This window comes from Bacillus sp. FSL M7-1020, from assembly GCF_038050415.1.
GTDB classification, from domain to species: Bacteria; Bacillota; Bacilli; order Bacillales; family Bacillaceae_G; genus Bacillus_A; species Bacillus_A toyonensis.
Map to the genome: position 1 here is coordinate 4,356,054 of NZ_JBBOTW010000001.1, position 12,392 is coordinate 4,368,445.

The following is a 12,392-nucleotide window of genomic DNA, read 5'->3' on the forward strand; positions in this document are numbered from 1 at the left end:
CATGATACAATATAAGTATAGTAATCCACAAAAAGGAAAATGAAAAACATTCTTTCTTATCCCCCTAGACTTCACATCATTAGCTAACCTTTAACTTTTCTTATATTTTCTACATAGTAGAATTCAGTTTTTAAAATTGCACTACCAAATAAATCGGAGGTCTACCTATTATGGAACTATACAAAAAATTAACAACAACATTCATCCTCTTATTCGTTGCTTCCATCACTGTCGGTTTTTCTCTAAAAGGAGCAATTCCATACGCCACATTAGTAAGTATTATATTCGCAACGCTATTTTTACTAAGCAGTGCCTTTTGCGCGGGTAAAGCACGTCAAATGAAAGGTTGATTGCATATGTTACATAAGAAACGGACCATTTGTAAATCATGTGAAAAAGAAATACAAACATATGAAAAATCACGGATTCATATGCCATTTCCAGCAAGTGGTATGACTAATATGAAAAAATATATTGAGCTAGACGGAGAAGTGTATTGTAAATCATGCATTCAAATTGTAAGTAAAACGAAATAAAAAAAGCTTTGCGCTCACTGCGCAAAGCTTTTTTTCATATATTATAGACCAGCTTGCTCTTTTAAAGTAGCTGCTTTGTCTGTACGTTCCCATGAAAGATCTACATCAGTACGTCCAAAGTGACCGTAAGCTGCTGTTTGTTTGTAAATTGGGCGACGTAAGTCTAGCATTTTAATAATACCAGCTGGGCGAAGATCGAAGTTGTTACGAACTAGTTCTACTAGTACGTCTTCAGATACTTTACCAGTGCCAAATGTATCAACTGAAATTGATACTGGTTGTGCTACGCCAATTGCGTATGCAAGTTGTACTTCTGCTTTGTCAGCAAGTCCAGCTGCTACGATATTTTTCGCAACATAACGAGCTGCATATGCTGCAGAACGGTCAACTTTCGTTGCATCTTTACCAGAGAATGCACCGCCACCGTGGCGAGCGTATCCACCGTAAGTATCAACGATGATTTTACGTCCTGTTAAACCAGCATCACCTTGTGGTCCGCCAATTACGAAGCGACCAGTTGGGTTAATGAAGAATTTCGTTTCTCCATCCATTAATTCTGCTGGAACTACAGCTTTAATTACATGCTCTTTTAAATCGCGATCGATTTCTTCCCATGTAACATCTGGATGATGCTGTGTAGAAATTACAATTGTATCTACACGTACAGGTTTACCATTTTCATCATACTCAATTGTAACTTGCGTTTTTCCATCCGGACGTAAGTATGATAATGTGTCATCTTTACGTACTTCAGTTAAACGGCGAGCTAATTTGTGAGCAAGCGAGATTGGAAGTGGCATTAATTCTTGTGTTTCATTACATGCAAAACCAAACATTAAACCTTGGTCTCCTGCACCAATTGCCTCAATCTCAGCGTCAGTCATTTGACCTTCGCGTGCTTCTAGCGCTTGGTCAACACCCATAGCGATGTCAGCAGATTGCTCATCGATAGATGTTAAAACTGCACAAGTTTCTGCATCGAATCCGTATTTTGCGCGTGTGTAACCAATGCCTTGAATTGTTTCACGAACGATTTTTGGAATGTCTACGTAAGTAGAAGTCGTAATTTCCCCCGCTACCAATACTAAACCAGTTGTTACAGTTGTTTCACAAGCTACACGTGCATTTGCGTCTTTTGATAAGATCGCATCTAAAATTGAATCAGAAATTTGGTCACAAATTTTATCTGGATGTCCTTCAGTTACAGACTCAGATGTGAACAGATGACGTTTTTTTGTCATGTGGTAAACCTCCCTACAGTAATTGTATATATTGTACGGAACTCATCCTTAATTTGCCACAAACTGCGACATACATTTATTCTCCCACACAAGCATACAGAAAAACCTTTCCTACTTAACATAGAGGAAAGGTTTAATTTGCTACTTGCATACTGCTTTTTGCCCTTTGCTCTTATCGTTCGAGACCATTAGCCTCGCACAGGTTTTAGCACCTATTCACATGTATTTACCACTACAAGTGAGGTTGCTGGGCTTCATCGGGCCTGTCCCTCCGCCAGCTCGGGATAAGAGAGTATCCGTCCCAACCTATACTAAAGAAATGATATTCATTTGTCAATTAATATTCACATTTTCCTGAAAGTTTTTCTCAATACGCCTGGAATGAAATATTAATAAGGAAATAATACATTCACACAAACAAAAATAAATAAATAGTATACATTATTTATATAATTGTGTTATACTCTTGATGGGGATTACGAGAAATATTTCATTAAATGAAAAGGATGGTATATAAATATGAGTACTGTGAATGTCCAAATCGGTTTACATGAATTATTGAACGGAAGCAATGCACAGATTCAACTAAGTGTTCCGCAATTAGTGGAAAAAGTATTAATGCGAAATGAAGGGAAATTAACTTCTACTGGTGCAGTTTCTGCTTCAACAGGAAAATACACAGGACGTTCTCCTAAAGATAAATTTATTGTGAAAGAAGCATCGGTTGCTGACAAAATTGCTTGGGGAGCTGTGAACCAACCGATTTCTGAAGAACATTTTAATAAATTATATACTAAAGTTTTAGAATACTTAAAAGAAAAAGAAGAGTTATTCGTCTTCAAAGGATTTGCAGGCGCCGATCGCAACTATCGCCTACCAATTCAAGTTATTAACGAATATGCATGGCACAATCTATTTGTACATCAATTATTTATTCGTCCAACTGAAGAAGAATTAACAACTCATGAATCAGAGTTTACAATTGTTTCTGCACCGAACTTTAAAGCAGATCCAGTAATTGACGGTACAAACTCTGAAGCATTCATCATGGTTTCATTCGAAAAACGTATCGTACTAATTGGTGGTACAGAATACGCTGGAGAAATGAAAAAATCAATCTTCTCTATTATGAACTTCTTACTACCTGAACAAGATATTCTTTCTATGCATTGCTCTGCAAACGTAGGTGAAGAAGGTGACGTAGCACTATTCTTCGGTTTATCTGGAACAGGTAAAACAACTTTATCTGCTGATCCAAACCGTAAATTAATCGGTGATGATGAGCATGGTTGGTCTGATAACGGTGTATTCAATATTGAAGGCGGTTGCTATGCGAAATGTGTAAACCTTTCTCATGAGAAAGAACCACAAATCTTTGATGCAATCAAATTTGGATCTGTTTTAGAAAACGTTGTCATTAATGATCAAACACGCATCGCTGACTATAACGATACTACTTTAACAGAAAATACACGTGCTGCCTACCCTATGCATGCGATTGACAATATCGTGCTGCCAAGTGTTGCAGGACATCCAAATACAATCATTTTCTTAACTGCTGATGCATCTGGCGTATTGCCTCCAATCAGTAAGTTATCAAAAGAACAAGCTATGTATCATTTCTTAAGTGGTTACACTAGTAAACTAGCAGGAACAGAGCGCGGCGTTACATCTCCGCAAGCTACATTCTCAACTTGCTTCGGTTCACCATTCTTACCACTTGATGCATCTCGCTATGCTGAAATGCTTGGTGAAAAAATTGAGAAACACGATGCGAAAGTATTCTTAGTAAACACTGGCTGGACTGGTGGCGAATACGGTGTTGGTAAGCGTATGAACTTAGGTTACACTCGCGCAATGATTCAAGCGGCACTAAGCGGTGAACTTGCAAAAGCTGAAACTGCTAAACATGACATCTTCGGTCTTGAAGTACCTCTTCACGTACCAGGTGTACCTGACGAAGTATTAATGCCTGAACAAACTTGGGCTGATAAAGCTGCTTACAAAACAAAAGCAATTGAACTTGCAAACGAATTCAAAGAGAACTTCAAAAAGTTCGACAGCGTTTCTGAAGCTATTATTAACTTAGGCGGTCCAATCGCTTAAGTTAAAACTTTCTGTTGGAATAACCCTTTACTCATATGAATAAGTGTCGTGTAACCGAAAAGTTTCGCGTACTCACCGACAAAACCCAATGCGGCTTAACGGTTACACACACTTACATAAAAAAGAAGCTTACGTTTTTACGTAAGCTTCTTTCTATCTATTTTTTATACAAGTACGGAGCTAAAAAAGGCTCTAACCGCTTCTAACCATCGCCGGATTCTCTATTCCATCTAAAAAATTCCCAACCACAATCTACAATTCATATACTTAAATTTTCACACATATAAATCACAGATTCAAACACACAAACTTTTTTCCTACTTACTACATCCTTCTGGTCTCACACTGCCTGGAACTAAAAAAGGCTCTAACCGCTTCTAGCCACCGCTGGATCCTCTATCCCATCTAAAGAGCAGCTTTTATCTTTTTATCTCTTCGTTAATTCTTTCTCATCTTTCATGCTATAGTAGCCTAAATTAACAACAATTAAGAAATAACCGCCCATAATCCCTACTGCAAAAGCCCACATCACCATATGGTGCTCAATTTCATACATAATAATAGCACCCAAAATAGCAGCGGCAAAACGGTTAAACATACCGAGCGTCGGTGCTTTCGTTTTCTTTACAATGCTATCTCCAAGCTTCTCAATTCGTCTCCCTAAAAGCCAAACACAATACATACTTACGATAAGTCCAATTCCTGCACCTAGAAAATGCGCTGAAAACGGCGTTAACATCCAGCCTAATAGCAGAATACCTAGTAAATAATACGATTGAATTTTAAACGATCTTAATGACATACTAATCATGCTGTACCCCTCTTCAGTAGTTTTAATCTATCCAACAAAAGCTGTATAACTCATTTCTTTCGAGTTCATACTACTTAAAATTCTCTTCACTCAAATTAAAAACAACATAAACCCAATGTTTATGTTGTTTAAATGTTTTCAGAAAATAATATTATACAAGATTTCGAACATCATATTCTTATAATTTGTGACGTTTTTCCAAACATTTTTCGTCCATTTATGAAAAAAGTGATATCAATCTATGAACATACGGATATGATGTAATAAATACACAAATAAAGGGGGCGTCTAATGATTTATTTTTTAATGGCTCTCATTCATCTCATTGTCCCTGCACTTATTGGACTTTCGCTATATTGGTACACGAAAAATCATAGTATTTTCTACGCTGTCCTCGGTGTTCTCCTTCCAGGTATTATTCTTATCACACTCTTCCGTATTCCATTTTTAAACTTAATTCCACTTATTACTGCTATCTTATTTCTCGTCTTCTTACCAAAAATAAAAAAATAGGAAAGCAGATCATAAGTGATCTGTTTTCCTATTTTGATATAGGTTCCTGTACGGTAGTATGAACTTTTACTTTCTCCAATTTTACAAACCATAGACCAAAGAAAATGATTATCCCACCGATCATTTGTTGTAATGAAATAGATTCATTTGCCCATATAGCTGCAAATAAAACCGCTACAATCGGTGTAATATACATATATACCATCGTATGGGATGCCCCAATTTTTTGAACACCGATATACCACATTACTAAACCAAATACTGTTACAAAGAAAATAGAATATAGTAAAGCAAATAGTGTCATCCCTTTTGTAATGTGAAACGGCATGACAAATACATGTGGACCACTTAATAATAAAAGCGGAATTGCTCCAACTAATGCCGACCATGCAGTAACACGTAGTGCTGAATATTTTTTAATTAATGGCCCTGCTAAAACAGGATAAAGCCCCCAGCATATTGATGTAATCATTCCAATTCCATTCCCGTAAAAAGAACTAGCGAGTGAATGCCCCGCTACTAAAACTAATGCTGCACCCACAAAGGCAATCATAGAACCAATTAACTTCCGAGAAGAAAACTTTTCTTGTTTCAAAAAAACCGCAAATAAAGTTGTAAAAATAGGTGAAATAGAAATGAGTAAAGAGGCATTTGTAGCGGATGTATATTTAACAGTTTCCATAAATAACGTTTGATATAGTACAATACCTACAAAACTAACAACGATTAATCTTGGTATATCTTTTCGCTCCACATAAAGCGACTTTTCAATAAAGAATGTAAGCAATAACAGTAACGGTGCCGCCGCCATCATCCGAATAGCAGTAAACTCAATTGCTGTAAATTCTACAAGTCCATATTTTGCAATGGTATAGTTAATACCCCAAATCATAACCACACTTAAAATTAATAACTCAATTCCCCATCTTCTCATGCGTATCCCCTCCGCAAAGAAAATTATACAGAAAATTCAATCATGTGTACATTTCATTATGTGAAAAAATCTTTTTATTGTATCAAGAGCTTTACTTTGACACATGAAATTATATCGGCGATTTTTAAGTATATCGACTTATCAACAAAAAACGGCAATAATAACACCTTATGCAATAAAAAAGACGATTCCAAAAACATATTGGAACCGTCTTTTCTTTATTATACTCGAACATGTAACTTCATATTTGGATTATAAAACTGGCTCGGGCTTTTTAACTGAAGAGTTCCTCCACCTTCATGCCAATCAACCGTTAACTTATCATCCATAAATACAAGCTTTGTACGATCGGCGATAAAGCTAAGTGTACTTGATTCAATATCTACATCACGCTCATCTTTTTCAGCTACAGCTACTAAATCAATGATTCCGCTCATAACACAACCGCAACCTTCATTATCGTAAAATAATTTTATATATTTCGCTTCATTTGGAATCGTATCCATAATTTTTTTATATGCTGCTTCTGTTACAGTAACGTACATCTGTTAATGTTCATCCTTTCTTCTCATATCATTCATATATTGTACCACTATTTTTCTAAAACTTTGTATACAGAAAATTAAGACTAATATACAATGTATGTGATAAAGGAGGTTCTATCACTGATGTCTCAACTAAAGCGATATCCTATTTTATTAGGCCTATTAGGTAGCTTTTTTATTTCTAGCGGAATGATATTACAACATATACTTCCCTATTCTCCTTCTATTGGTTGGATTCTAGGTTTTATTTGTTTCCTATCCGCTTCTTATTTTGCCATGAACAATAAAAATAACTAATAGAGTAAGAATTAGTTTAAGGAGGATAACACAACATGCCAGCTTTAAAAGAAATAGAACAATCACTCAATCATATATTCCAAATCGAAAAATACGGAAAAGACATTGCCTTTAGTCGCTTTATCCCTGCTGTATATGATTCTATCCAATTTCCATGGCAACAATTTTTTGAAGCAACTTTTGTAGAGCTATTTAACGGTCTTATGATACGAGGGGCTGAAAATGTAAACAAAGTATTTTTATCTGTATTCCCTACAGATGACGTTCTTGAAGCTTTCATTTCACAATCGACACCCGGTGATTTACTCTTTATGCATCATCCACTTGTAATGGAGTGCGGTGATCCGCTTGGAAAATCAGGCCGTGGTTTTATTCCCATTCCAGAAAAATATTTGCAGGCGATAAAAGAAAAACAACTTTCTATATATACATGTCACGGACCAATGGATTTTCATCAAACGTATGGAACAAGCATTTCAATCGCAAAAGCACTCCAAGCCAGTGTAATTGACGGATTTGCTTACGGTGGTCCAGAAAGCGAGCCAGTCGGTCTCATTTGTGAAATAGATGAAACATCAACAGAAGCACTCCAAAAACGTCTAAAAAAACTCTTCCACATTCCTTACACAGACTTCGAAGGTAAACAACACGATTCCATTAAAAAAATTGCAATTATCGCTGGATGTGGCGATGTCGTATCTTTAATGAACGAAGCAGAAGAAAAAGGTGCTGAAGCATATATTGCAGGAGAAATCCATTGCCATATCGACAATGATTACGGTAGACATAAATACTCGCTCATTATGGATTATGTAAAAACAACGAATATGTCACTCATCGGTGTGTCGCACTCTGCCTCTGAATACTTAGTGAAAGAGACATTGATATATGATTGGTTTAAAGAGAACTTTCGTTTGGATATTACTTTAATTCCGCAGGAGAAATGGTGGTTATAAAAGGACACTTTAATTAGTGAAGATGGGTACACACATCAATTTATTTTTTACAGAATAAAAAAGGAGATCGCTCTCAAGTAAGTAATCTCCCTTTTTCGAATATTTTATCATTACATCGGCAACATTACCTTTACCGTCGTTCCAACTCCAACTTCACTTTCAAAGCTCATTTTACCGTTGTGGTCTTTAATAATTTTTTCTGTAACTACTAACCCTAAACCTGTGCCCGTTTCTTTCGTTGTGTAAAAAGCTTCATTTAACTTTGGAATTTTATCTTTTGGAATGCCGCACCCCTCATCTTTCACCTGAACGACGATTCCATCTTCTACGGTAACTTTAATCGTAATCGTCCCACCAACTGACATTGCTTCAATCCCATTTTTGATTAAATTAAAAAATACTTGTTTTAATCGTTTTTCGTCGCATGTAATTGACGGTATGTCTTTACTGTAAATACCTTGTATGTGCACCCCTTGTTCTAAAGCAGGCTTACCCATAACCCGAATAACATAAGCGATAATTTCTTGTATGTTATGAGTTTCTGATTCTAGCGATTTAGATTTCTCAAACCCACTAAGTTCTGTAGTAATTGTATGAATTCGTTCTACCTCTTGCTTCATAATATCGCTATAAATCTTATCCTCGGGATGCTTGTTCGCTTGTTTATTCACAAGTTTTTTTAAAGTTGCTAAAGGTCTTCTAATCTTATAGCCAATAACTGTTGCCATTTTTCCAACAGTTGCTAGCTTTTCTGTTTGTTTTATTTCTTTATCCATCATCTCAATCGTACGAATGTAAGACTGGAATCTCAAAAATATAATCCAACATATAATGGAGAATACGCTACATAATGCCATTGGGATTAAAACGAGAGAAGATTGAATAATGATTCCAATAAGAGCGTACCTTCCAACAATTATCCCTATAACTAACCAAAAATATTTTTTACTCACGAAGATTGGTGCAAATAAAATGAAAAATCCTTCTACTATATTTCCACCATCAAACTCAGCATCACTACCAGAATAAATCATAATATTATGGATAAAATCTAATATATTATAGCCAATTAAAATGATATACTTTACCGCAAATGGATTCTTCCATTTCATAAAATATATGCCGATGCAAAACAATATCACCATCCAAAAATAGAGCCATAAACCTAAACCATCTTCGAATTTTCCTACTCCTTCTTGTTCTCCCCCTATTAAAGGTACGATAAATTCATAGGCAAGATCATATACAAAAAATATAATAAAAAATAAGCTTAAAAATACTTTGAGTGCCTTTATTTCTTCATTTTTAAATATATAGCCTTTATTCATATGGTAACTCCTAGCTTTTCTTCCACTTGGATTTCATAATTTCCAAACTTCATTGGAAGAATGATGTCTATTCTTGTTCCAATATCTCTTTCACTTACAATGCATAATTCACCAAGATGCTCGGCAACAATTCGATCCGCTACCGTAAGTCCTAGACCAATTTTATCTTGTTTCGTTGTATAAAAAGCCTCTGTCACACGGGCTAAATTTTCCTTCTTAATACCGTAACCACTATCGATTATACTTATCATCACATAATCTTTCCCTTTATTTTCTAATCGCAAATCTAAAATGCCACCTTGCTCCATTGCCTCCAGAGCATTATTTATGACATATAAAAAAACTCCTCTTATTTTTCGTTCATCACATTCAACTTCCACTGTTTTTTCTTCCACATTAGAAATAAGTTGAACATTTGATTCATTCATTTTTTCGCGAAGAGTTTTTACTGCTTGTAATACAATTTTTCCTACATCATGTTTCTCATAAATAGAAGGTTTACATGTAGCAACTTCCATTAACTCACTTATCATATTATTCATATTTTCTATTTCAAAGATCATTCGTTTATAAATAGGATCATCTTCATGCTTCTCTCGCTGTAATTGTGTAAATCCTTTTAACGAAGCAAGTGGATTTTTAATTTCATGCCCGACTGTCGCTGCCATTTTTCCGATCACTGCTAATTTTTGTGATTCACTAGCAATCTTAATACTTTCCTTTACAGCTGAAAGATATTGTAAAAATCGATTTAAAATGATGTATGCAGCTATTAATAAAAGTGTGTACATAATAAGAAACATAAACGCTTTTACTTCCTCTAATACAAATAAATAAATCACATATTTCCCTATAATCGTAGCAAGTAAAAACACAAAATACTTTTTATTTAAAAATATAGGTACAAAGAAAATGAGAATAATTTCTATTATATTTACCCCATCAAATGCCGCCTTATTATAAAGAATATACGAAAGTATATTAGCCATTTCTATCCCTATGTATGCAAATAAACATGTATATTTAACAAGGTTTGCTTTCTCTTTTTTTATTAAATATATATTCACGCCGAGTATTGCTGTTCCACAAATAACTTGCCATAGTATGTTATGTCCCTTATCCGTTAGTGATTTATTTTCTAATACGATTGCATAGAAAATTTGATATGCAGTAACAGTAACAAATAGCACCCATAAGAAAATTTTTGCATTCCTTTCTTCTTCTTTATATGATAGAAAACTTTCTTTCACTTTAACACCCCTTCAAAATAATATCTCGAAGAATACCATTTATTATAATAAATGATTTTCATAGACAAACAAAGATAAATCGAACATTTGAGGAAAATCATACCAACAGTGTAATATCTTCAGACTATATGCAAGCATAAAAACTACAATCAATAATACGTATATTATGGGAGGTGTTTTATATGGACGGCAAAAAAAATAAAAAGACAGAACAGCTCCAATCCTTTACACCCGAAAATGAAGGAAAGGAGATGACAACAAATACAGGTGTTAAAATTTCAAATGATGAAAACTCTTTAACTGCCAGTGATCGTGGCCCTACCCTTCTGGAAGATTTTCTTATGCGAGAAAAGCTTTCTCATTTTGATCGTGAACGAATTCCTGAAAGAGTCGTTCATGCACGAGGATACGGAGCACATGGCATTTTTGAGTTATATGAATCTTTAGAAGAGCTAACAATGGCACACTTTCTACAAAACCCTTCAAAAACAACACCACTTTTCGTTCGTTTTTCTGAAGTAGCGGGATCAAAAGGAGCCAATGAAACGAATCGAGATGTTAGAGGATTCGCTGTTAAATTTTATACAGAAGAAGGAAATTTCGACTTAGTAGGAAATAACATACCAATTTTCTTCATTCAAGATGGTATTAAATTTCCTGATCTTATTCACGCCCTTAAACCAGAGCCACATAATGAAATTCCACAGGGCCAAACAGCACATGATACTTTTTGGGACTTCATCGCCAATAATCAAGAATCAGCTGCAATGATGATGTGGATTATGTCCGACCGTACAATTCCAAGAAGTTTTCGAATGATGCAAGGATTTGGCGTTCATACATTTCGTTTCGTTAATAAAAATGGAAAGTCGCGATTCGTAAAATTCCACTGGAAGCCAAAGCTCGGCGTTCATTCGTTAATTTGGGATAGAGCATACTAACACATATAAGGGGGATACTTCATGTTTGTTACGGTCGAGAAAGATGTTCATATTTTTGTGCAAGACGTTAATCCCGGTCCCGGTAGTAAAACTGTTTTTTTCGTCCATGGCTGGCCTTTAAATCATCAAATGTATCAATATCAACTCAATGTTTTACCGGAGCACGGCTTTCGCTGCATCGCCATGGATATACGCGGAAATGGGCAATCTGATAAGCCATGGACTGGTTACACGTATGACCGATTAGCTGATGATATTGCAATTGTTCTGGAAGCACTCCAAGTAGAAAATGCTACGTTAGTCGGTTTTTCAGTCGGCGGTGCTCTTTCTATTCGCTATATGTCTCGCTACAATGGGCGTCGTATTTCTAAGCTCGCATTAATTGATGCCGTCTCTCCTTCTTTCGTGAAAAATCAAGAGTCCCCTTACGGTGTACCAAAAGAACAAGCAGATACCCTCATTCATCAAATGTATGTAAATTTACCAAAATTTTTAAGTGATGTATCTTTATCATTTTTCAATAGAAACTTAGGAGCTGCAACCCTTGAATGGTTTTCTTATCTCGGTATGCAGTCCGCTTCCTATGCTCTCATCAAAATTTTGCAAGCAGCTGCAAACGAAGACGTAACGAAAGACTTAAGTAAAATTAACGTTCCAACAAAAATATTCCACGGCGTTCACGACCAACTGATCCCATACAAAAGTGCTGAACTCACGCAAAAACGGATTAAAAATGCTCAACTACATGCTCTTACAAATAGTGGTCACGGCTCTCCAATCGACCAAGCAGATGAATTAAATGCAGAACTTATAAAATTTTTAAATTCATAGTTTCCTTACAGCAAATTCTTTTTTATTAACTATCTTTTTTGTTTACCCAATTAAACCGGCCCATTCGTAAGTAAGAATAACTACGATACGAATGATACATTCT

General features: G+C 35.4%; 12 protein-coding genes, 1 pseudogene and 1 riboswitch. Of the genes and pseudogenes, 7 read left to right on the top strand and 6 right to left on the bottom strand.

Annotated elements, in window-relative coordinates; translation table 11 throughout:
* Positions 1–170: 170 nt before the first annotated feature.
* Both MHB70_RS22370 and MHB70_RS22375 read left to right on the top strand, forming a co-directional pair.
* On the top strand, positions 171–350 hold the full coding sequence (locus MHB70_RS22370) for a hypothetical protein (protein WP_000424805.1): 180 nt from the start codon (positions 171–173) through the stop codon (positions 348–350).
* Between the two features lie 6 nt (positions 351–356).
* A complete protein-coding gene (locus MHB70_RS22375; protein ID WP_000902511.1) occupies positions 357–536 on the top strand; it encodes a hypothetical protein in 180 nt (59 codons plus the stop codon).
* 41 nt (positions 537–577) lie between these two features.
* Here the strand turns inward: MHB70_RS22375 and metK are convergent, their stop codons facing one another.
* Entirely contained in the window at positions 578–1,777 is a 1,200-nt protein-coding gene (gene metK, locus MHB70_RS22380; RefSeq protein ID WP_000163114.1) for a methionine adenosyltransferase, read from the bottom strand.
* A gap of 169 nt (positions 1,778–1,946) precedes the next feature.
* Positions 1,947–2,068: riboswitch (SAM riboswitch) on the bottom strand.
* Between the two features lie 228 nt (positions 2,069–2,296).
* Between metK and pckA the strand changes: the two genes are divergently transcribed.
* The gene (gene pckA, locus MHB70_RS22385; RefSeq protein WP_000108810.1) at positions 2,297–3,883 is read left to right on the top strand and encodes a phosphoenolpyruvate carboxykinase (ATP); all 1,587 of its coding nucleotides are present in this window, start codon (positions 2,297–2,299) and stop codon (positions 3,881–3,883) included.
* Positions 3,884–4,310: 427 nt separating this feature from the next.
* Here pckA and MHB70_RS22390 read toward each other — a convergent pair whose 3' ends face one another.
* The gene (locus MHB70_RS22390) at positions 4,311–4,694 is read right to left on the bottom strand and encodes an ATP synthase subunit I (protein ID WP_000624935.1); all 384 of its coding nucleotides are present in this window, start codon (positions 4,692–4,694) and stop codon (positions 4,311–4,313) included.
* Positions 4,695–4,985: 291 nt separating this feature from the next.
* Here MHB70_RS22390 and MHB70_RS22395 point away from each other — a divergent pair, with 291 nt between their 5' ends.
* Entirely contained in the window at positions 4,986–5,207 is a 222-nt protein-coding gene (locus MHB70_RS22395) for a hypothetical protein (protein ID WP_000639048.1), read from the top strand.
* Positions 5,208–5,235: 28 nt separating this feature from the next.
* Here the strand turns inward: MHB70_RS22395 and MHB70_RS22400 are convergent, their stop codons facing one another.
* Both MHB70_RS22400 and MHB70_RS22405 read right to left on the bottom strand, forming a co-directional pair.
* Complete coding sequence (locus MHB70_RS22400; protein WP_001255426.1) at positions 5,236–6,141, bottom strand: DMT family transporter; 906 nt, start codon at positions 6,139–6,141, stop codon at positions 5,236–5,238.
* Between the two features lie 221 nt (positions 6,142–6,362).
* The gene (locus MHB70_RS22405; protein ID WP_000289564.1) at positions 6,363–6,686 is read right to left on the bottom strand and encodes an iron-sulfur cluster biosynthesis family protein; all 324 of its coding nucleotides are present in this window, start codon (positions 6,684–6,686) and stop codon (positions 6,363–6,365) included.
* A 332-nt stretch (positions 6,687–7,018) separates the two neighbouring features.
* On the opposite strand from MHB70_RS22405, the gene MHB70_RS22410 reads away from it, so the two are divergent.
* Positions 7,019–7,939: a Nif3-like dinuclear metal center hexameric protein gene (locus MHB70_RS22410; protein ID WP_001111099.1), complete on the top strand. Its 921-nt coding sequence runs from the start codon at positions 7,019–7,021 to the stop codon at positions 7,937–7,939.
* A 110-nt stretch (positions 7,940–8,049) separates the two neighbouring features.
* Here MHB70_RS22410 and MHB70_RS22415 read toward each other — a convergent pair whose 3' ends face one another.
* Complete coding sequence (locus MHB70_RS22415; RefSeq protein ID WP_001032640.1) at positions 8,050–9,267, bottom strand: ATP-binding protein; 1,218 nt, start codon at positions 9,265–9,267, stop codon at positions 8,050–8,052.
* Positions 9,264–10,517, bottom strand: coding sequence for an ATP-binding protein (locus MHB70_RS22420; RefSeq protein WP_000664869.1), 1,254 nt, complete (start codon positions 10,515–10,517; stop codon positions 9,264–9,266). The genes MHB70_RS22415 and MHB70_RS22420 overlap by 4 nt, the downstream gene beginning before the upstream one ends.
* 182 nt (positions 10,518–10,699) lie before the next feature.
* On the opposite strand from MHB70_RS22420, the pseudogene MHB70_RS22425 reads away from it, so the two are divergent.
* Together MHB70_RS22425 and MHB70_RS22430 are read left to right on the top strand one after the other, a co-directional pair.
* Positions 10,700–11,452: pseudogene (locus MHB70_RS22425) on the top strand (catalase); the annotation flags it as partial.
* Between the two features lie 27 nt (positions 11,453–11,479).
* A complete protein-coding gene (locus MHB70_RS22430) occupies positions 11,480–12,289 on the top strand; it encodes an alpha/beta fold hydrolase (protein WP_000498281.1) in 810 nt (269 codons plus the stop codon).
* The last annotated feature ends 103 nt before the right edge of the window (positions 12,290–12,392 follow it).